The following is a 23674-nucleotide window of genomic DNA, read 5'->3' as shown; positions in this document are numbered from 1 at the left end:
GTTGATAATATGAAAGTAAAAATTGGGAATATTTTTGAAAGCAAATGCTCAACCCTTGTCAATACTATTAATTGTGTAGGTGTAATGGGTAAGGGAATTGCTTTGGAATTCAAAAAAAAATATCCAGAAATGTTTTTTGATTATGTAAACAAATGCAAATCCGGACAAGTTCAAACTGGAACACCATATGTATTTGATGTTGGAAATGGTATCAAAATCCTTAATTTTCCAACAAAAAATCACTGGAGATCCTCTTCCAAATTATCTTTTATTATAGACGGATTAGATTGGTTTATAAAAAATTATGGCGACTACAAAATTACAAGTATTGCATTTCCTCCATTAGGGTGTGGAAACGGAGGGCTTTCATGGGAGAGCGTCGGACCTATTATGTATCAAAAACTAATTAATTTACCAATCGAAATCGAAATATATGCCCCATTTGGCACAAAGCCTAATGAAATTACGAATGACTTTTTATCAAAAAAAATCATTAACAATAATATTACAGGAAAAAGTGCAATAAAAATCAATCCTACATGGTATTTAATATTAGAAGCTGTAAAAGAACTTAATAGCAGAACATATTCATTAAAAGTCGGAAGAACAATCTATCAAAAAATATGTTATGTCATGACAAGAAATGGTATCAAAACAGGATTTATATTTTCAAAAGGGTCCTATGGCCCTTATTCTGCCAATGTCAAAGATTCTATTACAGCATTAGCAAACGCAAATTTAATTACGGAGCAGACTTTAGGTCGAATGATTTCACTACATGTCTCTGATGACGTAATTATACGCAAAAGCAATTTTAGTCCAGAAGAATGGAATGCAATGAAAAAAACCGTCGACTTATTTGGCCGAATTAAAAGCACAGAACAAGCAGAAATAATGACAACAGTTTTATATTCATATGATGAATTATATAAGGAAAAACAGGCTCTATATGATAAAGATATTTATGATTTTATCATGTCTTGGAAGCCTCATTGGAAACAGCAAAAAGAAGCCGAAGTTTGTAGTACAATCAACAATCTTGCAATGCTCTCTCTTATTTCAGTACAACATAGCAATTCATTGCCAGATAAAATGTCTTATTAATTTGTGTACAATTTTTACCTTTATTCATTTCTACTCTATAGTTTTTCGGAAGTTTCTATAAGAAACTTCCGAATTATTAAAAATCAATTTTCATTTATCTTATTATTAACGCCCAGAAATATTAAACCACTTTTTTTGAACAAGTACGGCAAAAGGCGGATAAATCCCATTTTGTTTCAGTTTCTTTTCAACTTCATTTTTTATTTCTTCTGATGGCACAAATATACAAGCAAAACAATTTGCTGGAATTCTTGTTTTCGTTAAACACTCCGCCATTTTCACCTCTTTTGCATAATTATCAGTTCTATTTTTTGTTTTCATCGTATCCCAATCAATTTTATTGAATCCATCATCATAATTAAATAATTGAATATTTTCGTCCGATAATGGATGTCTTGGCAAAACATAAAAGCCATTATTTTTTGCATACTCTCTTTTTATGCATATATAAATCATTGTTTGACCATCATGTTTACTCTTTACCGCCATATCAAAAGCTGAATATGGATGAAAATGAAATGGCACATAATTAGCCAATCCCGCTCTTTTACTAATTATATTAGGATCTGCTATATCATTAAATATTTTATCTTGTTTTAAAAGCACATTTCTCGGTAATAAACCAAATTTTAAAATCGAATCTAGATTTTCAAATTTGGTCAAATGATATAATATTTTTTGGCTCTTTACATCCTCTATTCCTGTCATATATATCTCCCACTCATTATTTTTATTATACTGATATCAATACCGATAAAACATATTTTTTGTTTATCATCATCTTATCTCCACATTCTTTGCTCAACTTAATCATCGCCCCTACTGTCATCAATATAAGAATCTATATACATATTCATCAAACCCCCAGTTTAAAAACTGGGGGCGTAGCGGATTTGTCTATTTTCCTAGAGGTAAGTCAAAAGCATATGTATCGAAACAAACGATACTATTAAAAACATAAAATACTGCACTTCTCGCTTTTGTACTAAGATGTGTAGATAATCAAATATCTTTTCCCCATATATACCAAGAATAAATAAACAAAAATCCCTTAACAAAATATTCATGTCGATTGTAAACGCCTCCTCTATATTTGACTTACTATGTATGTTAAATATAGCATTTATGTAAATTATCAATTGTAAGTCTTAATTCATACAAAGGTTTTTTACAATCCAAATATGCTATGTGCCCTATTTCGTACGAGGATACACACCTTATATATAATATAATGAATTTGTCATAATATGTCAACATATTCTTTCTTTTCAGTTATTATCTTTTCATGTGTAAATTTTCGAACTTTATCATTTCAATACAAAAAAGTAAAACAACTATATATTTAAATACTGATGCAATCATACTCATATTCAAAAATATAGTTATTTTAATCTAACAAATACTTCCGCCAAAAAAGTAGCCTGCATATGAATTTCCGAAGAAAGTCCTGAAAGCGATGCTATATCTTTATACGTTTGAATAATACGTTCATAAATATTATTATGTCTGCGAATTTGTTCATCAGGATCGCTTGATAGTTCAAAATCCATCATACAAAAACGCCACTCAATTGATAAAAGCATATATGACAACGCAGTCTCCGGATTTGTTCCTCGATCATAATAGGCTAAACCATAACCATAATAGTTATTAGCAATCAACTGCGCCAAGTTATAACTCCTGGCCTGAACAATATTTCCCTTAGAATCACCATTATAAATAGCTATTTGTTCTTCGAGAACCTTATCCAAATCATTAGAAGAATGAATGGGCCACTTTGATAAATAACTAACCTTGGATTTAATGGATTCATCCGCATTATTTAACGTTTCTTTTTGACACGGTGGGTGTTCTTTTTTTAGAAAACCCTGAACTATATTAACAGCCTCTTCCATCTCCATACGATAAGAAACTATGCTACTGCCAGATTGAAAAAGCAGCTCTGCTTGTCTTGTCTTCGAAAATACCGGAGAACGATCTGCTTCCATTAATGGCACCTGTCTCAAATTGTTAATGTACGTATTATTTTCAACTGTATCCGAATCCACATTTTCTGTAGACTCATTATCCAATGATAACACTGTAGCATTTTGTTCCGTATTTTGCGCTATAATTGTTTTTGACTCTGGAATCGAATCTGCTGTAGTTTCACTGCCGTCAGTAATGGCTAACTCATTGGGAGCAGCACACATAACCAGCGCATTTCGAAGTGTTCTACCCACCCCAGGCTTTTGGAGAAACCAATTCTGTGGAAATGAAATTGCGACTACAGAACCCGCCAAAATAGCTCCACTAAAAATCAGTTCTGTTACAATAAAACCATTTCTTTTAAAAGCATATATATATTTTACAATTCCTAAAACAAACGAATCCGACACAGATTCTACTTGTTCCGACAGTTCTTGTATTTTTCTGGGCCACTCTTTATTTTTTTCAATTTCATCCATGTGATTTTTAAATCGAAAAAGAAAATCTCGAACAGCAAACGCAGCAAAAAGCAGAACAATAGTTACCAGAATATATCGTTCAAATCCGACCATTCGAAGCCAAGTAAATATAATGGTAATCAAAATGAAAGCGAATACTACTGCTTTTATTGTGAGGCGTAGCGTTCTCTTTGGCGCACTAGAAGAGCGTCTTTTTCTTTTGTGCAAACCAAACATCCCCCCCTATTATAAAAAGCACATAATACATCCATTCAAAAAGTGCGACGATGACTATTCTACTGCTATTTTCTAAATTATTCAACCATAAGCAAGCAAAGTTGCACAAAATCACACAGCAAACTTCATGTATTATTTAAAAAATATATTTGTTCCGATATTTTTCCTTCTAAACTTTACGTGAAATAAAAAATCAAATCTCCGTCGTCTGCTCTTTTCCCATTCCCCTTCCCCTCCCCCCTATGCTACAATACCCTTATCACACCACCCAAAGGAGGCTCTCACCCATGATCCCACAAACATCCGTCAACTGGACCGCATTTAACTACAAATACTCCACCAATCCCCAACACGCCTTTGAATCCCTCACATACTACCTCTTCTGCCATGAGTTCCAGCAGCCCTACGGTATTTTCCGCTACTTCAACCAGCCCCATATTGAGACAAATCCCATTCATGTGGGCGATCGCTATATTGGTTTCCAGTCGAAATACTATGCAGACAGTGTTACCATGTCTTCCAAAGAACAGGAACTAATCGGTGCTGTCAAGGGAGCTGCACAGAGATATCCGGGTATTACAACACTCTATTTCTATATCAGCCGTGAATTTTCCCCCAGTTCTAAAAAGGACGATATCAGGCCCTCCTATCAGAAAAAGGTGGAAGCAGCCGCTGAAGAGCTTGGCATTGAACTTATCTGGCGGGGTCCCAGCAATCTGGAAGCGCAGTTGATGCAGGATAAGCAGCTTACCATTTGCCGCAATGTGTTTTTTCAGGTGGACTCTGCCGTACAGACCTGCTGTGAAAATCTTGTAAAACATAAAAGAGAGATATTTGATCACATTCACACCAGCGTAAGATATAGAGAAAACGATATTACTCTGGAACATATCCAACTAGACCTTAACTCGTTTCTAAATTCTGATGCGGTCATTTTGCTCATTGACGGAGCTGCCGGTTCCGGAAAATCGGCTCTGGTAAAACAGCTTACAAATGAACTTACAGGTGACTGCGCGTTCCTTGCCTTTAAAAGCACCGATCTGGATGTGAATGATATACTAAATTTTTTGACGCGTTATGGCGAATTAAATTTGGATGAAGTGATCGATGTATACAAAATGGCTGTCACACGTGTGCTCTATATCGATGCAGCCGAAAAGTTTTTTATTTGTGAATATCAGGAAACGTTTGAGGGTATCCTGAACCGCTTTATAGCCGCTGGATGGAAAATCATTTTGACACTCCGAACCGCGTACCGGGATTCTTTTCAAAACTCTCTATTACACGGCAGCAAGGTTCAGACCTACCAGGTCGAACCAATTAACCTAGATAAGCTGTCCACTCTATCCCATACCTATGGTTTTCAGCTGCCACAGGATAAGCGGCTGCTGGATCTGCTCTGTGCGCCTTTCTATCTGGGCTTATATCTGGCTCTGGAAAACCTCGAGGATGAATCGATGCGTTCTTTGAACCGTGAGGCATTTGAGGAAAAAATCTGGAATGATATCATCCGTAACAGCCGGAAGCGGAAGGACAATCTGCCAACCAGAAGGGAAACGGCCCTTATTTCTTTGACCACGAAAATGCTTCGAAATGAGATTTATTATCATGAGATTCTCGCAGAGGATGATTCCGAGGCACTTTCTGAACTGGAAAAAAGCGGCGTGCTGTTCCAAAGCGACGATGCCAGAAGATATTTGCACAGCCATGATGTATTTGAAGAGTTGGTTGTCGGTCATATTTTTACTGAACGCTACCGGCATGGTACCCTGAATAAGCAGTTTTTTGCCGATTTCCACCCTTCTCTCCGCATCCGAAAGCTATTTCGCGGATGGCTGGCTGATTTTGCCGCTGTTCCAACGCATCAGGAGCTTATTTTCCACCTTCTCGACTGCGAACAGATAGAGCGGATATGGAAAGATGAGATTCTCTTAACGGTTATCAGCACGGAATCTTTAAAAGTAGTTTATCAAAAGCTGACACAAAAGATGGCTGCAAACAACTATGAGCTGTTACGAAAACTTGTAATTTTAATCAACACCTGCTGCCGCGCCGCAGAGAACTGGGAGCAATACTGGAGTACTGGAAATCTGATTCCGTTTCGCCTTTCCAAGCCATCCGGCTATGCCTGGCAAGCTTTGTTTGCATTTTTGCTGGAGCAAAAAGAGACTATTCTTTGGGATGAAAGCCTGATCTCTATCATCATCGAGGTACTGGATTCCTGGACCAAACACCTCGCTCATGCCAAATCAGAAAACACCCGCATGGCCGGAGAAATCGGGGTATTTTTGTTTCAAAAAATAGCCAACGACAAGGATCTGCGTTATACCTTTGAAAAAGGGCAGGTAGAAAAGCTGCAGGATGTATTGGTAAATTCCGCATGGATGATTCAGGAACCCTTAAAATCTCTTTTTCAAATGGTAATAGATGAAAAAACAGGCGATGAAAATCATCCTCCTCTTCCCCGTATGTATACGGACCTGGCAAAATGTGCTGTATCGGATATTTATCATTATGGAATGGTTCCAGCTGCAATGCCTGAAATCGCGCTTCATCTGATGGCAAAATTGTGGGTTCACTCCAATATGACTCTTCGTACCCATTACGCCCATCCTGATGTTGAAGAAGATTTCGGTTTAAATCCTCATCTGGACTTTTGGTATCAAACCGCAAGCGCTTATGCAACACCAATTATCCCATTGCTGCAAGCCGAACAAAATCTTGTAACTGATTGGTTAATTGATTTTTGCAATCAAGCTGGTAATTCCTACGCACATTCATCTTTAAATGAGGATTATGGGGAATGTACAAACATTACTATTTATGTAAACAATATACCTGTAGAACAAATTGCATCTGACCGACTCTGGAAGATGTACCGCGGAACTTCGGTTGGTCCAAATCTTCTGATTAGTCTCTTGATGGGGTTTGAAAAATGGCTTCTTATGGTTATCGAGCATTCAGAAACTCTTATTGTTGTTAATTATTGCCGCTATATCCTGCAGAAGTCCCGCAATGTTATGTTAACTTCCGTGATCGTCAGCGCCGCAGAAGCTTATCCAGATAAATTATTTGAGATTGCCTGTGAGCTTCTGCGTACAAAAGAACTGTTTCATCTGGATTCATACCGCTTTACCGCCGAATCCTCAGCTTCCTTTTTGTTGACCGGAAAAGATCTTCTTGAAAAAGAACGGCTAGAAAGTAACCGGCTTCCTTTCAGGAAAAAACGTCTGGAAGAAGTTATTTTATCGTATCAAACAAATTCCAGCGGTCTTTCAACAGAAGCCTTCAATTTCCGAAAACAAACACTTTATCAAGCGATTGACCGAGCGACTGCCGATATCGATACCTGGTCATCCAATGACAAATTTGCCTATTACCGGATGGATTTACGACATTATCAGGAAATTGTTGATGTTCGGGAAAATGAGCACGGGCAGACACTCTGTACGGTTCTCCCTGATTTTACAGAAGACATGAAAGCATTAAGCCAGAAGAGCGCCGCCGCCTATGAACCTCATCTGAAATATATGGATTTACAGTTATGGAGCGATTATAAATTCCACCATGATGTTAAATTCCGGGAATATAAAAAGTATGAGAATGTCCGCACCATTTGCTCAGAGCTGAACGAAATCTGGGCATATATGGACCCTGAAGTTCGCAATGAGGAACTCTCTTCCGACGATATATCTGTGATCGTGGACCGCTTTACCGCGATCGCATCTTACACCAGTGCTGTTTTACTTCGGGATTTTAAGGAAACATTGTCACATGAAGATCGGACATTATGCGAATGTATCATTTTCTCTATTGCTGATTTATTTGCACACGCTTCTCACTTTGAAATCGTTCAGGCTGGAAATGGAATCGATGCGATTGCCGTTGGACTGGTTCTTTTAAGCAATGAAGATAATATAAAAGCCATAAATGACGAAAATCCTCTGTGCCTGCTTCTTAAATTGGCACTGAATGACTGGAGTTATAACAGCCGTATCGTGAACGGAATCGCGTCAACCATCTGGGTGCACAGCCAGAATGCTGCATGGCATTTCCTGTATCTGTTTTCACTCCTCGCCGATTCTTATGAAGACGCGCTTTTGAAAAATGAGTCATTTTCCAGCGATGACTTTTTCAAGCGGAATGAGGATGTGATTGCCCGTGCGCTTGCGAAAGACTCAGTTGATATAACCGACTTTGATTTTTCCAAGCTCCAGAATATAACAATTTTCACGCTTCTTTCCTTGATCTCTCCCCAAGCAGCAGAGGCATTTAAATTCGCGGATGCAACGAAAGATCTTGTCATGGAACTTGTTTTTACAGATAACAGGGATTTGCGCACCGAACGCAGGGAACTTTCTGGATATACATTAAACTATGTTTCCTGGCTGGCAGATGTTCTGCTCCATTGTGAGCAGGCAGAACAGGCAGGTCTGATCGATGCATTTTTCAAATCTGCAGATTTGATTCGGAATGATAACTCAAAATATCTGATTACCGAACTTATTCGAATTCAAGATATCTGTGGAAAAACGGATGCTTTCTGGAATATATGGGAATTACTGAAACCTTACCTTCTTGCATTAAGCAGCAAACCACAGGTTTCTTTTGATGACCGCCATCCGTATGGACTGGACAAAGTGATTATCAGCTATTTATTTGGCAATTCTCCCTGGAGATCCGGCGTTCACCGATGCGCCTTCCTTCCAGAAGGAAAAGCGGCTTTCTTTGACGATTTTATCGACAAATCAGGAAGTCTCAAATCCCTGTTCTATGCGATTTCCCGGCTGCTCTATACCGTTGGGCGGGAACCTTACATTGAAAACGGAATCGACTGGATGTATAAACTGGTCACGCGTGATCCTGACTGCCGGTTACCGCTTTATCAGCAAACCTTGTATTATATGGAAGAGTACGTCGGTCTTTTTGTATCACGTCATCGCATGGATTTCAGGAACGATGTGGAACTGGCTTTGAAGACTCAGACGGTGCTGGAGTATATGGTAAATCGAGGATCGCAGATTGCTTTTTTCTTGCGGGAGTTGATTTAAAATAAAGGGTACAAAGGCAAAATTCTACATTTACTTAGAAATACATATCGGACTGATAGCGAACTCAGTTGACATTGCAGAACATAAGTTCTATAATTGGCTTGTTAGCATTTACAAATTACAGATTTATAAATATTACCTCGGAGGCCAATGCCATGAAAAAAATAGGTTTAACCATATATGCTTTAAATGTTTTTCATACCGGAAAGCATCACTTTGAAAAGAAACAAGGACATTTAACTTTTATAGATATGCTTTCAGATTTCTCTAAACTCTAAAACAGGACAGTTTTCCCGCCCCCGTTTTGGTCTTCCATGAAACAAAGGATGCGGAAGTTGGTTTTAGAAAAGCGAAAATAGAAAGCCATGCGGCTTTATTACACAACCGCATGGCTTTTCTCTTCCATCACCTATTTTTATTTGCAAACCCGGTTCTCCAACTGCCCACTCTGCACATAATGTGTATAGTAAGCCTTCAAATCGTCTCCAAACACTGCCGCCAAATCCGGGTTATTTGCCTTATATACACTGACATCGAAATTCTCCGATGCCCTGCGTCCTTCTACCATACCACACGTATAAAAATGCTCAAATAACTTTTGCGAATCCAAGCCAATGACCGACTGCAAATCTGGATTATTCATATAATAATAATTTGCATCAAACACCGGCTGATACGTGTTCATCTGTTCCGCTACCTGATTCTGATTACCTGCGGACTGTGCCTGTGTCTGAGTTTGCGTCTGGCTGGACGTATTTCCATTCGAAACAGCCCCATTCTTATACGGGCAGACTCCATTTGGATGAAGATGTGCCTCATGGCCGCCACAATGATAATGATAACTTCCCAGACCGCTCTTATTCTTGTAGTCATGATGACCGCCTTGTGCATCGGTTCGTCCCTGATGCGCCTCAGCTGTAATCATCGTCATATTTGAGACTGTTGTGAAAGATGCCGTCAGCATCATACAGGATAAAAGCGCGGTTCCAAACTTTTTAAAACGTTTCATAATAACTCCCCCTTGTAACTGTAAAATGAAATGCTCTCCAATTTAATTGTAACATTTCCATACAGAAAACACAAGAAAATTGCCATAATACCGCACTAATTCTGCCTTATAAAACCATGCGGTTGCCATTACACAGCTGACACATACTCTTCTTACTCACCTTCTTTCAAGGAAAACTCCTTAAGAAATGGAATTCCTCCATATACCCCCGCCAGATAATCCTTTTCAAATGATGCATCGGAACGCACCTTAAAGTCCGAAAGCGCACATAATTCCGAATGTCCCAGCTCGTCTTTCTGTACAAACCAAATCTGGTCCCTTCGGAAGAATTTTTTATCCATTAATGTCGTATCATGTGTAGTATAAATCAGCTGAGCCATTGAATTGTTATCATAAAATAAATCAATAAAAAATTTTAACAACAATGGATGTAATTTTACATTTAGCTCATCCATCACCAGTACATAATCATTGATAATTGCCATATGTGCATGGATAAAAAGCATGATACTCTTGATTGTACCTTCTGACTCATCGTATAAATTCAAAGGATATAATTCCCCATCCGCCCCTTTATGAAATGTAAAAAACAGCGTTTCTTTTTCTTTATAAGTAATATCCTTTATTCCAATATCTATTGCGGTAAGAAACTCTAATAACTTTTCCTTTTTTCCATCAATCACCTTAGGTAAAAGAGCATCTAAAAACCTTGTATCTTCATAGTCATCCGACATAAAAACCAGTACATCTGTAATTCCTGAATAAACCGTTTTAAAAATATCTGTTTTTAACTTGAGTTTATTAAAGAAAGATAACAATAATGTCTCTGGTGGAATTTGATCTTTATAAGCTTCACATTTTTTTCTAACGTACACCCCTAAATTTACTTTTTGCATCGTCCTCTCAAAAATCGTCACTTTACGGTTTGTCTTTAAACTCTTTCTGTACAGCCATTCCATCACGATCTTCTCAGAATTGTACTCAAACCCATACTGATACTCCTCGTCCCGCAGAATCTGTACAATCTCAAATTCTGAATTACCTTTGTTCTCTTCAAAAGAAAATGGTTTACTGCATTTTTTGAGTACGGACTCAGCTCCGTCATCAACATTGTTCAAAGATTGGGAAACAATCCGCCGAAAAAGCTGTAGTGCCCACACGAAATTGGACTTTCCGCTGGCATTGGCGCCATAAATAGCTGCTACCCGCAGGAATTTTTCCTTGGTATCTATATCAATCAGGTTCGACGATGCTCTTTATAAGCGCTGATTGCTGTCATATCAAAAATCGTTTCTTCTTTAAAGGAAAGAACGTTTTTCATTTTAAATTGCACCAACATGTTTTGTATCTCCTTTTTATATAATATACAAATTTCTGATTTTTATATCAACATTTTTGTGATTTTTCCGTTATTTTATTGATTTTATGTTTCATAATTACTCTATCCGTCTCTCTCAATTACAAAAAAAATCAAGATTCTATGCCGGAATAGAATCTTGATCATCAATTAGCCGCGATACTTTTCGCGAGGGATTCGCAGGCAGAACACCTTGAGGCCATATTGTGAAGCCCAGATGCGCACGCCCTTACGAGTAATATATGGAGTATATACTAAGACATATTCCTTATCCATAAGGCGGTCACCTCCTTTTTTGAAGGTTCCTCTTGAAATCCCCGACAAAGTATGATACATTTAAAAATGTAAATACGTATCCCGGCATACTCGTCGGCAGAATTTGTGCTGCAACACAGATTCAAGAGGCAGAACACCTATGGGTGGTCTGCTTTTATTTTTCCAACTCTTCTTTTAAGTTGGAAATAAAAGTGGGTAACATGTTTTCAATGTAAAGTGTGATGAAATCTAAATCTTTTTCGGTCACATTCTGGGGAATGATAACCTTTGCCACAGAACCAGAAAGTGTTGGTATTGTAAAACAATACGCCGACGGCTCCATCGACGTCAGAACTTCCTCTTTGGATTCAGCGGTACTATTTTCACTAACCTCTTTAGAATCTTTAGAAGAACTTTCATCCTCAAAGGAGTCAATATCATTCTCATCTGATTCCAAAAGAATAATGCCGTTTTTCAGTATTCCTACCTGCTCTGCATTTTCAATGAATTTCGCAGCGGCAATATCCTTAGCGCTTTTCGTTAGATTGTATTCTAAAAGAAGTATATTACTAAGCTTATCTTGACTAGGAAGGGCCTGGTTTTCATATCTTTCCACGATCTTACGATATAGCGGAGCCGATAAAAAGCTTTCTACGATAGCGCGTCTGGTATCTAATTCATTAACCGGATAGACAATCCGCTTGGCAAGTTCTGTCAGTTCAACCGCTCCATTTGAACCTCGAATCAATCCAAACTGCTTTGCAGTACTAATCTTTGCCCGAAAGGAATTTGTCTTCACGCTAAATCCAAGAACACTTGCAATAGTATTGATAGATACACGCTTTCCACCGATTTTTACAATTTCATTAATGAAATCCACAATTTCTTTAATAGAAAACATGGGATACAGTGAACTTCTTTCCTTTATATTTTTTTCAGCCGACTGTGCCATCTGAGAATCTCCCTCCTTAAATCCACGCCTAGTATAGCATCTACCATCCACTTCGTCAAGACTTAAACTTAATTTGATTCTCAATGTGCTCAAAATTTGATTCTTATTTACGTCCATTCTCGTAAAAACTATGTTTTTTACATTGTAAATTTAAAATTGAGTGCACATATCATTAAAAAGGACCATATCATTTTTCTTATATTTTGCGAAACAGCATCTGTTGTCATTTGCTGTTTCACAAATTTCATTTTTTCCTTCTGCACTCCTATTTTTAACCTGATTCTCCAGGCATTCCATACACTTAATATATATAATTTTCGTATAAAAATAGGCTATTGCAAACACCTGCATCCGCAATAGCCCATTCTTACCTTCTACTATATTCGTCACTCTCCAAAAACTTAAAAGAGCTTTCTACCGCATATACTCCTGCTTCACCTTATGATCCACCACATGCCGCTTCGCCAGCTCTTTCGTCACATCCTCTACACTGATGCCCGCGTCTGCCATCAGAACCATGGCATGGTAACACAGATCTGCCAGCTCGTAGATCGTTTCGTCCTTGTCTTTCTTCGCTGCCGCGATGATAACCTCGGTACACTCCTCGCCGACTTTCTTCAGAATCTTGTCCAGACCTTTATCAAACAGGTAAGTCGTATAACTTCCTTCCTTCGGATTCGTCTTACGTCCCATAATGAGGTCGTAAAGTCCCTCATAGGAAAACGGCGTGATCTCCTCGTTCTGGTAAACCGGCTCAAAGAAGCAGCTCTCTGCGCCCGTATGGCACGCCGGACCTTCCTTGACCACCTCGACAATCAAGGTGTCCTTATCGCAGTCCGCATAAATACTGGAAATATGCTGCACATTCCCGCTCGTCTCACCCTTTCTCCAGAGCTCCTGACGGCTGCGGCTGTAAAAACAGGTTTTCTTCTCCCGAAGGCTGATCTCCAGACTCTCCCTATTCATCCAAGCCATCATCAGAACCTTCTTGCTATAATGATCCTGCACAATCGCCGGAATCAGACCTTTCTCATTAAACTTTAACTCATCAATCTTAAACGACGGCTCTACGCCTGCAATCTCGTTGATATTCTCACTCATATTTTTATCCTGCCTTACCACATAAAATTTTAATTACATCGTAACTGTTCAGTACCTTCACAGTCACGCGCAAAATCCCATTAAAAATTGCCTGCTGGCTCATGTTTTCGTACGATCAGCGCAGCGCCGACGCTCTCCTTCGTGCTCCACAGGAGAACAGGCATCCAAAAACTGTAGAAAACATCGCATACGCCGGTGCTTAGTGAGGTCTTTTCGAACTTAGCACCGCTGCGTAGGCGCAAGAGCGCAAGCGTTTTTCGGAAGTTTCTGGATGCCTGTTTTCCGTCCCTTTCACGAAAAAGCACCGCCCTCTAACTTTTACTCCATGCGATTAGATCAACCGCATCTCCACCCCATTCTCCGCCAAATACTGCTTGAGTTCCTTAATATTTACTTCCTTCCGGTGGAAAATACTTGCTGCCAGTCCCGCGTCGATCTGCGGATACTGAAAAAGGTCTAAGAAGTCTTCTTTCTTTCCCGCGCCTCCCGATGCAATAATCGGCACATCGACACGCTTCGCGATCTCCAAAAGCATCGGAATGTCAAATCCCTGCTTCACACCGTCCGTATCGATACTGTTGACCACCAGCTCGCCTGCGCCGCGTCTGACGCCGGATTCTGCCCATTCCAGCGCATCAATGCCTGTATCGACACGCCCGCCCTGCTTAAATACGTGATATTCGTCTCCAACACGTTTGACATCCATCGAAAGCACCACACACTGATCGCCGTAGCGGTGTGCCGCCTCGGTAATAAGCTCCGGATTTTTGATCGCGCCGCTGTTGACGCTGACCTTGTCCGCGCCGCATTTTAAAACGCGGTCGAAATCATCCAGCGTGCTGATGCCGCCGCCGACCGTCAGCGGGATGAAAACCCGTTTTGCCGCCTCAGTCAGGATGTCGGTAAAGATTTTTCTTCCTTCTACACTTGCCGTAATATCATAAAATACCAGCTCATCCGCGCCACTCTGGTTGTAAAATTCTGCCATCTCGACCGGATCCGCCACATCCTGGATTCCCTCGAAGTTGACGCCTTTCACGACACGCCCGTTCTTTACATCCAGACACGGAATAATACGTTTTGAAATCATGCCGTTCCCTCCTGATTTCTTTTTCTGATTATTCATTCGAACGATTCGAATGATTTTTTTGCCGCTTTTTATACGGCGCTTCTCCTAAACGGAATATTTCAATGCTTCCTTTAAATCAATCGCACCCAGATACAGTGCTTTTCCTAAAATCGCACCATACACCTCATTTTTCAAGATCTCAATCTCCTTGAGGCTGCTGATTCCACCAGACGCCACGATATCCAGCCCTTCAATCTGCGATAATTCTTTATAAAGCTCCAGGTTCGTTCCCTGCATCTTTCCATCGCGGGAAATATCGGTGTAAATGACCGTTTTCACTCCCGTATCGCGCAGGCGGCGGCAGAAGTCAACGCCTCTTACCTCGCTCGTCTCAAGCCACCCGTGAGTCGCCACAAAACCGTCCTTCGCGTCCACACCGACTGCAATTTTATCGCCGTATTTGCGGACCATTTCTTCGACAAATGGATAATTTGTGACCGCCACCGTGCCGAGAATCACGCGTCCGGCTCCGAGCGACAGGTATTTGTCGATGGATGCCTCGTTGCGGATGCCGCCGCCGACTTCTACAAATAATCCCGTTGTCCTAATCAGCTTCTCTATCGTGTCAAAATTTGCCAGCGCCGCGTCTTTCGCGCCGTCCAGATCGACCACATGCAGGTTTTTCGCGCCCTGCTCCTTGAATCCCAGCGCCACCTCTTCCGGCCGGTCGCTGAATACTGTCATCTGGTTATAATCGCCCTGCACCAGGCGCACCGCCTTGCCGTCCCGCAAATCAATCGCCGGAAATAGCTCCATGTCCGTTTCCTCTCCATAACTGTTTAAATCCAATCTACAAGCCTGAAAAAACAGTTACCTTTCTTGTTTTTCTATTAATTATATCTCCGAAAACGCCTTCAGAATCCGCAGTCCCACTTCCCCGCTCTTCTCCGGATGGAACTGGCAGCCCATGACATTTTCATTTGCCGCGGACGCCGTGACCGGAATGCCGTACTCCGAGGTTGCCAGCAGACTCTCATCACAATCTTTTCCATAGAAGCTGTGGACAAAGTAGACGTAATCGCCCTCTTTGCTGTATTTAAACAGTAGATGCTTCTTTCCTTTTTCCGTCAGATGCAGGCTGTTCCAGCCCATGTGCGGCACTTTTAGGTTTGCCGGAATGTCTTCTTTTAAGTCTGCCATCACGCCCGGAATCAGTCCCAGACCCTGATGCTCGCCGTATTCATAGCTTTTATCAAAGAGAAGCTGCATTCCGAGGCAGATTCCCATGATCGGTTTGCCTGCTTTTGCTTCATCCAGCAGCGGCTCTGCCATTCCGGATCCGCGCAGTTTCGCAATCGCATCGCCATACGCGCCGACGCCCGGTAAAATGATGTGATCCGCTTTTCTTAAATCTTCCGGATCGCGGCTGACTTTATTTTCCAGTCCCAGGTAACTGAGGGAGGAACTGAGGGAAAACAGGTTTCCTACGCCGTAGTCAATAATTGTTATCATTTGCAGCCTCCTATATCAATTCATGTATGTTCCCGCAGTCAACGCAGGAACCCGCTGAATCATTATAAACCTATTAAATAGATTTGTTATGCTTATTTTTATCTTAGATCATAATACCCCTTTTGTCGATGGAATCTCGTCCCGGTACTTCTCGTCAATCGACACCGCCTCGCCGAGCGCGCGTCCCAGTCCCTTGAACATCGCCTCGATGATATGGTGGCTGTTTTCGCCGTGGAACATTTTAAAATGCAGCGTCATCCGGCTGTTGGAGGACAGTGCAATCATAAATTCCTTTACAAGCTCGGTATCAAAATCGCCCACTTTTTCGGTCGGAATCTCCACATCCATGACCAGATAGGAACGTCCGCTTAAATCGAGCGCCGTCATTACCAGTGTTTCATCCATCGGAAGCAGGAAACTGCCATAACGGCGGATGCCCTTTTTATCACCCAGCGCCTCTAAAATTGCCTGTCCCATGGCGATTCCGATGTCCTCTGTCGTATGATGGTAATCGACCTGCGTATCTCCGTCACATTTCAATGTGAGGTCAAACCGTCCATGTCTGGCAAAGAGCTCCAGCATATGGTTTAAAAATCCGCAGCCCGTATCGACCTGATATTTTCCCGTTCCATCTAAATCAATCGACAGGCTGATTTTCGTCTCTGCCGTGTTTCGTTCTAATGAAATCTTGCGTTCTCTTGACATTTCTGCCAGCCTTCCTTTCTTATTCACAGCTGCCCCATCTACAAAAACCATGCTGCCAGCATTTTCATACGGTTCCCACAGTAAATGCGTGAACCTATTGAATTCCAGCCTATCTTACAACTGCACTTCTCGCCGCTTCCACCAGCTTCTTCGTCTCCTCAACAAACGTTTCCATCTCTTCCTCGGATCCGATGGAAATGCGGACGTAATCTTTGATCCGCTCGCTGTCCCAGCGTCTTACCAGGATTCCTGCCTCGCGCAGTCCGTCAAAATAGACTTTTCCCGGCATATCGCCGCTCTTGGCAAAAATGAAGTTGGTCTTCGAATCCAGCACAGTAAATCCAAGTGCCCGGAGCGCCTCGGTCGTTTTTTCACGCGTTTTGCAGATGCGCCCGGTACATTCTTTCGTGTAGTCCCAGTCGCGCATCGCCGCCGCGCCAGCCAGAATCGACAGGCGGTTGACGTTGTACGGGTTAAAACTGTATTTGATCCGGTTCATATCCGCGATAAGTTCCGGGTTTGCGATCGCAAATCCGACGCGCGCGCCGGCTAAGCTGCGGGATTTGGAAAAGGTCTGGATAATCACCAGATTTTCGTATTTCGGAAGCAGTGATACACACGATTCGCCGCCGAAATCCACATACGCCTCATCCACCATCACAACGCGGTCCGGGTTGGACGCCGCTACTTCCTCAATCGCAGAAAGCGGCAGGTTCATGCCTGTCGGGGCATTTGGATTGGCGATGATCACATTATTTCCGCAATTTTTATACGGTTCGATATTTAAGGTAAAATCTTCCTCCAGCGGAACTACCTTGAACGGGATTCCATAGAGCCCGCAGAGTGCCGGATAAAAGCCATACGTCAGATCCGCGAACTGAAGCGGCGCGTTCTGGTCGCAGAATGCCCGGAATGCAAAACCTAAAATCTCGTCAGAACCATTGCCCGCGATGACCTGGTTTGTTCCCACGCCGTAGTGATCGGCGATCGCCTCGATAAGGACGCGCTCTTCCGGATCCGAATACAGGCGTAAATTTGCAAGTTCCCGCGGCATAATTTTAGAAGAATTTTCCTCATACCCCGCCAGAATCGCCTCCGCAACCTTCGGGCTCGGCGGATACGGGCATTCGTTTGTGTTCAGCTTGATAAATTTCCGCCCCTGCGGCTGCTCACCCGGTGTATACGGAAGAAGTGATTCGCTTGCTTTGCTCAAAAAACGGCTCATATCTGCCTACGCCTCCTTTTTATCTTCTGCTGCGGTTTCTTTCTCCGCTTTCTCTTTTGCTTCTTTTGCTTCTTTTTCTTTCTTTTCCTGTTCCTTTTTCTTCTGGTGTGCTTCCACCGCGCCCTTCAGCTTCTCCGCCATCTCGGTGATCTGCTTGTTTTTAAACTCAAAGCTGCTCTTGTTGGCGATGAAACGGGCGCTGATCGGCAGGAACTCTTCCAGCACTTTCAGGTGATTTTCACGGATCGTGCTGCCCGACTCGACAATATCCACGATGACGTCCGAAAGTCCCAGAATCGGCGCCAGCTCAATGCTTCCGTTTAATTTGATAATATCAATATCGCGTCCCAGCTTCGCGTAATGCTCTTTCGCAATATTCGTAAATTTCGTTGCCACACGCACCGGGCGGTCTTTGTCCTCGACGTAATCCTCTTTTCCAGCCACGCACATCCGGCATTTTCCAAGTCCCAGATCGAGAAGCTCGTATACATCCGGGTTGCTCTCCATCAGAATGTCTTTTCCGACGATTCCGACGTCTGCCGCATGGTGCTCGACGTAGATTGCCACATCACTCGGCTTTACGAGCAGGTAGCGGACACCCGTCTGTGGGTTCTCAAACACCAGTTTTCTATTTTCGTCGTAAATACTCTTGCAGTCATATCCGACCGACGCCAGAAGCTCATACACCTGATCGCCCAGTCTTCCCTTTGGCAGTGCTATGTTTAACATCTCGCGCCCTCCTTTCCATTCTCCTGAAAGGCAGTTTCCCGGTCCTCTTCCAGGGAAAGACGTCCGTCATACCGGTACAGATAGCAGTAACGCAGATCCTCCGGCACAGTTTTCTCCACCCGCACGCGCAGTCCCTGACGGCGCAGGCTTTCAACCGCCTGGCACAGGCGCACTACATCGACATCCGGCTCATAGAGTACCAGCGCATCGACATCGTAGCGGATACTCTTTTCCGGCAGGCGTTCCAGCTCTTTTAAATAGATGGCAAATCCGATCGCATCGGCTTTCTTTCCTAATTTTGCCATCATACCGTCGTACTGGCCGCCGGAAAGCACCTGGCGTGCCAGACCATCTAAGAATCCCTGGAAAATAATACCGTTATAATATTCAATGTCATTGATCATCGAGAAGTCCAGCCGCACCTTGTCAAGCTGTCCGCCCAGTCCCATCGCCTCCAGAACCTCATACAGGCGGGATAAAAGTGCAACCGCCTCTTTCATTTTCGGCGTATCCGCGATCGCACCTGCCTCTGCCAGCACACGCCCAAACTCTCCGTACAGCCCGGAAACCTTCATCAATTTCTCTGTATCGCCCTCCGGCAGTGCCAGATCCGCGCACAGTTTTTCCAGCCCGCTGCGGTTTTTCGTCCGGATCAGCCCTAAAATGATATCTTTCTGATCGGCATTGACCGGAAGCTCTTCCATCAGTCCCACCACGAAATCCATGTTGGAAATCTTGAGCACATAGTCCGTCTCAAAATCCGCCAGACTCTTGAGCGCTAACGCCAGCACCTCCGCGATCACGCAGTCATCCACGCCGCCCATGCACTCCAGTCCCATCTGGCTGATCTCTTTGTAAGTGTGGCTTTCCTTGCTCTCACGGTACACACTCTCCAGATAATAGACCTTCTCGCACGTATTTTTATCTGCCTTGGTGTTCTTCGCGATGCTCAGCGTCACGTCCGGCTTGAGAGCCATCAGGCGTCCGTCCAGATCCGTAAATGTCGGCACATTTTCCCCCAGCAGGAAACTTTTATTCGCTGCATACAAACTATATTCCTCAAACCGCCCCATCCGGTACTTGCGGTATCCATAGCTCTCATAAAGACCTCTCAGGCGAAGCGTCGCCGCCTCCGCCCTCCGAAGGCTCTGAATCTCTAAATTCATGCTCTATCTCCTCTCAACTGCCGCCGCAACCGCCCCGCCTCAACAAAATCCGCCGGACAATCACCCGCTCGTCTATATCCTGCCGTTATAGCTCCCATCACTTTTGTTTATCTTGCTATCATGGTAGCGTACTAAAGTGTTTTCTATATACTATCATTCCTTCTTAAAAAAAGCAACTACTTTTTTAGATTGCTCACACTTTAATTAAAAGAAAAACTCGGGGCGTGAGAAATGTGCGCCCCGAGTTTTTCCACCTCGACTCTATTCTTTTATAACCTTCTCCAAAATCGGCCCCAAAATCTCCGTCCAAGGCGTATACGCATCCTTTTCCTCCAGATGCGTCAGCGCCATCCAGTTCAGTCCTCCCGGTGTCATTTCTCTGGCAAGGTCTTCCAGATCCCCGTCCCACGTCGCTGCCTTGCGGGACAGCGCCCCAGTAAATTCGGTGATGTATGCCCGTGCGGACGGCTCATCCAGCCCGTTTCTCTCACACCACTGGATAATGACGGTCAGAAGCATATAGTAAGCGCTCATCAGGCCCGTCGTGCTCCTAAGGATCGCGATCTGCTTCGGCGTATCGACCGGAACCGGCTTGCCGACGTGACTCATCAGATCGACTACCTCCGGGATATCCGGGTAAATCACCACCGGTCCGAAGCGGTTCGCCGCAAAGGTCAGAGGCACAACATCCGCCAGAATCTCTCTCGGTCCAAACATTTCCTCGATGCGCTTTAAGCTCAGCGTTGCAACCAGATTGATAAACTTCTTCTCCGGTCCGATATGAAGCGGTTTTAAGATCTCTTCCGCCGCCTTCGGAAGGAGCGCCGCAAAGACCCAGTCCGACCGGTCCACAACTTCCTGGTTATCCGCCGCGACCGACACGATCTCCGGGTATTTCTCATGCAGCATCTGCGCCCGTTCTTTATTTCTCGGCGATACAACGATCTGCAGATTCTCCATTCCGCTCTCGCAGAATCCAGTCACGACGGACGTCGTAATGATTCCCGTTCCAATAAATCCCAGTTTCATAAACTTCTATCCTCTCTTTCTCCTCTCCGTTTACCCGAAATTTTTCCAGACGATTCCGAGCGAACTTTTCTGATAGTTACTCCCCCGATTTTATTCACATACACAGTATACAACCAAAAACACATATTTTCCAGCATCCTACTCATATCTCGGCGCACTTTTCCGGGTTTTCATCGTAATTCCTCCCTCAACCTTCGCACCTCACTTCCGCAAATAAAGCGATTGAAATAAACCATCTTGCCCAATCTGCACAAGCAATCTCCTCATCTTTATTCAATCTTAATACATCGTTAAATCTCCCTTATCCGCTTTTAAAATCTCCAGCTGTATAATATGACCATCACAAAAATAAGGAGCTGCCTTTATGCCGGAAGAGCTTATTCGACGAAAGCGCCGTCTTTCGTCTTTTCAAATTATCACATTGGGTTTTGCCGGGGTCATTCTACTCGGAGCGCTACTGCTGATGCTGCCGATCTCCACGACTGGAGAGAATGTAACTCCATTCAATGAAACGCTGTTTACTGCGACCTCTGCCGTCTGCGTGACAGGGCTTGTAGTACAGGATACTGGCAGCTACTGGTCAACCTTTGGGCAGGTGGTTATTCTGGCACTGATCCAAATTGGTGGTCTTGGTGTCGTAACCGCAGCAGCATTGTTTGCGCTTTTGTCCGGGCGAAAAATCTCTCTGATGCAGCGCAGCACCATGCAGGATGCAATTTCAGCACCAAAGGTCGGCGGAATCGTCCGTCTGACACGCTTCATCCTGCGAGGGACGTTTCTGATTGAGCTGCTGGGAGCGCTTGCCGTGCTGCCGGTATTCTGCCGGGACTATGGATGGCGCGGCATCTGGATGGCGGTATTTCATTCCATATCCGCTTTTTGCAATGCCGGGTTTGACATTCTTGGGACAGAAAGCAACCGCTATCCATCTCTTACCGGCTACGCGGACAGCCCGGTAATCAATATCACGATTATGCTGCTGATCGTGATCGGCGGTATTGGATTTCTGACGTGGGATGACATCTTTGAAAACAAGTGGCGGTTTCATCGCTACCGAATGCAGAGCAAGGTGATTCTGGTCACGACAGGTTTTTTAATTTTTCTGCCTGCTATGTTTTTCTTCTTTTCAGACTTTTCCACGCTTCCCGCCGGAAACCGGCTGCTGGCATCCTTTTTTCAGTCTGTCACGCCGAGGACAGCGGGCTTCAACACGGTAAATCTTTCCACGATGTCCGGTGCATCACAGGGCGTAATAATCCTTTTGATGCTCATCGGCGGTTCTCCAGGTTCTACAGCAGGCGGCATGAAAACAACGACACTGGCGGTTCTGCTTGCCAATGCCACTGCAACCTTCCGCCAGCGCGATAGTGCCCAATTTTTCGGACGCAGAATCGATTGCAGCGCCGTCAAAACCGCCGCGACCATTCTGACGATGTACTTGATGCTGTTCTTTGGCGGTGCTGTCTTTATCAGCGCATATGAGAATCTTCCGCTGTCTGCCTGCCTGTATGAAACGGCATCGGCGGTCGGAACGGTGGGATTGACACTTGGTATTACACCGCAGCTGCACATTCCATCGCAAATGGTGTTGATCACGCTCATGTATCTGGGCAGAGTCGGCGGTCTTACCCTCATTTATGCGACATTCTCCAGCAAAAAAGTAGGGAATGCAAAGCTGCCGCAGGAAAAAATCACGATTGGATAAGGAGTCTTTTCACATGAAAAACATTCTATTGATTGGCACAGGCCGCTTCGGACGGCATATTGCAGTACAGCTTTCTCAACTGGGGCATCAGGTCATGGCGGTCGATACAAACGAGGAACGAATCAATGATGTGCTGCCATATGTCACCAACGCACAAATTGGCGACAGTACAAACGCGGAGTTTCTTCGCTCTCTTGGCATCGGAAATTTTGATGTCTGCATCGTAACCATCAGCGGTAACTTTCAGAACTCGCTGGAAACCACCTCGCTGCTGAAAGAGCTGGGGGCGAAGTGCGTGGTGTCGCGTGCCGAGCGTGATGTGCAGGCAAAGTTTCTGCTTCGCAACGGTGCCGACCAGGTAGTCTACCCGGAAAAACAGGTGGCAAAATGGGCAGCGATCCGATACACTGCCGACCATATTTTCGACTACATAGAGATCGACGAGCAGCACGCCATTTTTGAAGTAGAAGTTCCGGCCGGGTGGATCGGCAAAAGTGTTGGTGAACTGGATATTCGCAGAAAGTATGGCATTAACATTCTCGGCATCAAACATTCAGGAAAAATCGACGCTTCCATTACGCCGGATACGGTGCTGTCCGGGGAAATAACGATTTTAGCGTTGGGCGAATACAAAGCGCTGCAAAAGTGCTTCCGAATCTGAATGGACGGTGAGGGTATATGGAAGATAGCGTTTTGATCGCTGGGACGGCGCTAATGTTCCTGTTCGGCTGGTTTTTGATGAAACGGCTGGATCGCTTTCTGGACGAAAATCAGAAGCGCATCAAAGAATCGTCTGAACAACAGCAGGCTGAACCGTGCGTGCATCTGGTCGGAAATATTTCTCCTGACGAACTTGAGGAAACATTTTCTCAGTTTCGCAATAGTCATGCCCATGTAGAAATCGTGATCTATGATTCAGAGCAAATTTCTTTTCCGGACAACAAATCCAATTGGGCGCAGTAGAAACCTTCACATTTTGGTGCTATAATTGCTATAATATTGTTTAAGAGGGGTGGTGAAAATGTGCAGAATAAAGGAAGCG

General features: G+C 43.5%; 22 protein-coding genes. 6 read left to right on the top strand and 16 right to left on the bottom strand.

The annotated features are described in order from the left end of the window. The first annotated feature begins 9 nt into the window (after positions 1-9). Complete coding sequence (locus DXD12_RS05080) at positions 10-1104, top strand: macro domain-containing protein (protein WP_118637648.1); 1095 nt, start codon at positions 10-12, stop codon at positions 1102-1104. A 105-nt stretch (positions 1105-1209) separates the two neighbouring features. Here DXD12_RS05080 and DXD12_RS05075 read toward each other — a convergent pair whose 3' ends face one another. The 3 genes from DXD12_RS05075 to DXD12_RS15255 all read right to left on the bottom strand — a co-directional run bounded on the left by DXD12_RS05075 (position 1210) and on the right by DXD12_RS15255 (position 4204). After that, positions 1210-1812, bottom strand: a complete 603-nt coding sequence (locus DXD12_RS05075; RefSeq protein ID WP_118637646.1) for a DarT ssDNA thymidine ADP-ribosyltransferase family protein — start codon at positions 1810-1812, stop codon at positions 1210-1212. Positions 1813-2486: 674 nt separating this feature from the next. Then, positions 2487-3758, bottom strand: coding sequence for a hypothetical protein (locus DXD12_RS05070; protein WP_147354009.1), 1272 nt, complete (start codon positions 3756-3758; stop codon positions 2487-2489). Positions 3759-4048: 290 nt separating this feature from the next. Next, a complete protein-coding gene (locus DXD12_RS15255; protein WP_182434327.1) occupies positions 4049-4204 on the bottom strand; it encodes a hypothetical protein in 156 nt (51 codons plus the stop codon). 222 nt (positions 4205-4426) lie between these two features. Here DXD12_RS15255 and DXD12_RS15250 point away from each other — a divergent pair, with 222 nt between their 5' ends. Together DXD12_RS15250 and DXD12_RS15775 are read left to right on the top strand one after the other, a co-directional pair. Continuing rightward, complete coding sequence (locus DXD12_RS15250) at positions 4427-8818, top strand: hypothetical protein (RefSeq protein ID WP_182457030.1); 4392 nt, start codon at positions 4427-4429, stop codon at positions 8816-8818. A gap of 155 nt (positions 8819-8973) precedes the next feature. Beyond that, positions 8974-9096: a hypothetical protein gene (locus DXD12_RS15775; protein ID WP_270523436.1), complete on the top strand. Its 123-nt coding sequence runs from the start codon at positions 8974-8976 to the stop codon at positions 9094-9096. 137 nt (positions 9097-9233) lie between these two features. Here DXD12_RS15775 and DXD12_RS05060 read toward each other — a convergent pair whose 3' ends face one another. The 13 genes from DXD12_RS05060 to DXD12_RS05000 form a co-directional block, all read right to left on the bottom strand. Next, on the bottom strand, positions 9234-9827 hold the full coding sequence (locus DXD12_RS05060; RefSeq protein WP_117796562.1) for a YHYH domain-containing protein: 594 nt from the start codon (positions 9825-9827) through the stop codon (positions 9234-9236). 152 nt (positions 9828-9979) lie between these two features. Beyond that, positions 9980-11023 (bottom strand): ATP-binding protein, encoded by a 1044-nt coding sequence (locus tag DXD12_RS05055; RefSeq protein ID WP_347559575.1) that lies wholly within the window; start codon positions 11021-11023, stop codon positions 9980-9982. A 311-nt stretch (positions 11024-11334) separates the two neighbouring features. Then, entirely contained in the window at positions 11335-11460 is a 126-nt protein-coding gene (locus tag DXD12_RS15770) for a hypothetical protein (protein WP_270224331.1), read from the bottom strand. Between the two features lie 154 nt (positions 11461-11614). After that, complete coding sequence (locus DXD12_RS05050) at positions 11615-12391, bottom strand: hypothetical protein (protein ID WP_117796563.1); 777 nt, start codon at positions 12389-12391, stop codon at positions 11615-11617. 414 nt (positions 12392-12805) lie between these two features. Next, the gene (gene hisIE, locus DXD12_RS05040; RefSeq protein WP_117796565.1) at positions 12806-13492 is read right to left on the bottom strand and encodes a bifunctional phosphoribosyl-AMP cyclohydrolase/phosphoribosyl-ATP diphosphatase HisIE; all 687 of its coding nucleotides are present in this window, start codon (positions 13490-13492) and stop codon (positions 12806-12808) included. A 331-nt stretch (positions 13493-13823) separates the two neighbouring features. After that, entirely contained in the window at positions 13824-14582 is a 759-nt protein-coding gene (gene hisF / locus DXD12_RS05035) for an imidazole glycerol phosphate synthase subunit HisF (protein ID WP_117796566.1), read from the bottom strand. An 84-nt stretch (positions 14583-14666) separates the two neighbouring features. Then, the gene (gene hisA, locus DXD12_RS05030) at positions 14667-15377 is read right to left on the bottom strand and encodes a 1-(5-phosphoribosyl)-5-[(5-phosphoribosylamino)methylideneamino]imidazole-4-carboxamide isomerase (RefSeq protein ID WP_118637642.1); all 711 of its coding nucleotides are present in this window, start codon (positions 15375-15377) and stop codon (positions 14667-14669) included. 78 nt (positions 15378-15455) lie between these two features. After that, complete coding sequence (gene hisH, locus DXD12_RS05025) at positions 15456-16073, bottom strand: imidazole glycerol phosphate synthase subunit HisH (RefSeq protein WP_118637640.1); 618 nt, start codon at positions 16071-16073, stop codon at positions 15456-15458. Between the two features lie 108 nt (positions 16074-16181). After that, positions 16182-16778 (bottom strand): imidazoleglycerol-phosphate dehydratase HisB, encoded by a 597-nt coding sequence (gene hisB / locus DXD12_RS05020; protein ID WP_117796589.1) that lies wholly within the window; start codon positions 16776-16778, stop codon positions 16182-16184. Between the two features lie 109 nt (positions 16779-16887). Continuing rightward, positions 16888-18003: a histidinol-phosphate transaminase gene (gene hisC, locus DXD12_RS05015; protein WP_118637638.1), complete on the bottom strand. Its 1116-nt coding sequence runs from the start codon at positions 18001-18003 to the stop codon at positions 16888-16890. A gap of 6 nt (positions 18004-18009) precedes the next feature. Beyond that, the gene (hisG, locus tag DXD12_RS05010; RefSeq protein WP_118637636.1) at positions 18010-18732 is read right to left on the bottom strand and encodes an ATP phosphoribosyltransferase; all 723 of its coding nucleotides are present in this window, start codon (positions 18730-18732) and stop codon (positions 18010-18012) included. After that, positions 18726-19898 carry an ATP phosphoribosyltransferase regulatory subunit gene (locus DXD12_RS05005; protein WP_118637634.1) on the bottom strand — a complete coding sequence of 391 codons (1173 nt, stop codon included), beginning with the start codon at positions 19896-19898 and terminating at the stop codon, positions 18726-18728. Before DXD12_RS05005 ends, hisG begins: the two co-directional genes overlap by 7 nt. 261 nt (positions 19899-20159) lie before the next feature. Continuing rightward, entirely contained in the window at positions 20160-20927 is a 768-nt protein-coding gene (locus DXD12_RS05000; protein WP_118637632.1) for an NAD(P)-binding domain-containing protein, read from the bottom strand. 364 nt (positions 20928-21291) lie between these two features. Between DXD12_RS05000 and DXD12_RS04995 the strand changes: the two genes are divergently transcribed. Genes DXD12_RS04995 through DXD12_RS04985 form a run of 3 tightly spaced genes read left to right on the top strand, consistent with a single transcriptional unit; the run spans position 21292 to position 23595 of the window. Continuing rightward, positions 21292-22632 carry a potassium transporter TrkG gene (locus DXD12_RS04995; protein WP_118637630.1) on the top strand — a complete coding sequence of 447 codons (1341 nt, stop codon included), beginning with the start codon at positions 21292-21294 and terminating at the stop codon, positions 22630-22632. Positions 22633-22645: 13 nt separating this feature from the next. Then, complete coding sequence (locus DXD12_RS04990; RefSeq protein WP_022360492.1) at positions 22646-23293, top strand: TrkA family potassium uptake protein; 648 nt, start codon at positions 22646-22648, stop codon at positions 23291-23293. A gap of 17 nt (positions 23294-23310) precedes the next feature. Next, the gene (locus DXD12_RS04985) at positions 23311-23595 is read left to right on the top strand and encodes a hypothetical protein (RefSeq protein WP_147341938.1); all 285 of its coding nucleotides are present in this window, start codon (positions 23311-23313) and stop codon (positions 23593-23595) included. Positions 23596-23674 lie beyond the last annotated feature (79 nt).

Origin of the sequence: Clostridium sp. TF11-13AC (assembly GCF_003481065.1) — a bacterium.
Classification (GTDB): Bacteria; Bacillota; Clostridia; order Lachnospirales; family Lachnospiraceae; genus Otoolea; species Otoolea fessa.
Note: the sequence above shows the minus strand (reverse complement) of the source record. Positions and strands in the feature narration are given on the sequence as shown.

Coding starts and splice junctions, on each gene's coding strand:
- DXD12_RS05080 (WP_118637648.1), top strand. CDS start 10: ATGAAAGTAAAAATTGGGAATATTTTTGAAAGCAAATGCTCAACCCTT.
- DXD12_RS05075 (WP_118637646.1), bottom strand. CDS start 1,812: ATGACAGGAATAGAGGATGTAAAGAGCCAAAAAATATTATATCATTTG.
- DXD12_RS15255 (WP_182434327.1), bottom strand. CDS start 4,204: ATGGGGCTGGTTGAAGTAGCGGAAAATACCGTAGGGCTGCTGGAACTC.
- DXD12_RS15775 (WP_270523436.1), top strand. CDS start 8,974: ATGAAAAAAATAGGTTTAACCATATATGCTTTAAATGTTTTTCATACC.
- DXD12_RS05060 (WP_117796562.1), bottom strand. CDS start 9,827: ATGAAACGTTTTAAAAAGTTTGGAACCGCGCTTTTATCCTGTATGATG.
- DXD12_RS15770 (WP_270224331.1), bottom strand. CDS start 11,460: ATGGATAAGGAATATGTCTTAGTATATACTCCATATATTACTCGTAAG.
- DXD12_RS05050 (WP_117796563.1), bottom strand. CDS start 12,391: ATGGCACAGTCGGCTGAAAAAAATATAAAGGAAAGAAGTTCACTGTAT.
- hisIE (WP_117796565.1), bottom strand. CDS start 13,492: ATGAGTGAGAATATCAACGAGATTGCAGGCGTAGAGCCGTCGTTTAAG.
- hisF (WP_117796566.1), bottom strand. CDS start 14,582: ATGATTTCAAAACGTATTATTCCGTGTCTGGATGTAAAGAACGGGCGT.
- hisA (WP_118637642.1), bottom strand. CDS start 15,377: ATGGAGCTATTTCCGGCGATTGATTTGCGGGACGGCAAGGCGGTGCGC.
- hisH (WP_118637640.1), bottom strand. CDS start 16,073: ATGATAACAATTATTGACTACGGCGTAGGAAACCTGTTTTCCCTCAGT.
- hisB (WP_117796589.1), bottom strand. CDS start 16,778: ATGTCAAGAGAACGCAAGATTTCATTAGAACGAAACACGGCAGAGACG.
- hisC (WP_118637638.1), bottom strand. CDS start 18,003: ATGAGCCGTTTTTTGAGCAAAGCAAGCGAATCACTTCTTCCGTATACA.
- hisG (WP_118637636.1), bottom strand. CDS start 18,732: ATGTTAAACATAGCACTGCCAAAGGGAAGACTGGGCGATCAGGTGTAT.
- DXD12_RS05005 (WP_118637634.1), bottom strand. CDS start 19,898: ATGAATTTAGAGATTCAGAGCCTTCGGAGGGCGGAGGCGGCGACGCTT.
- DXD12_RS05000 (WP_118637632.1), bottom strand. CDS start 20,927: ATGAAACTGGGATTTATTGGAACGGGAATCATTACGACGTCCGTCGTG.
- DXD12_RS04995 (WP_118637630.1), top strand. CDS start 21,292: ATGCCGGAAGAGCTTATTCGACGAAAGCGCCGTCTTTCGTCTTTTCAA.
- DXD12_RS04990 (WP_022360492.1), top strand. CDS start 22,646: ATGAAAAACATTCTATTGATTGGCACAGGCCGCTTCGGACGGCATATT.
- DXD12_RS04985 (WP_147341938.1), top strand. CDS start 23,311: ATGGAAGATAGCGTTTTGATCGCTGGGACGGCGCTAATGTTCCTGTTC.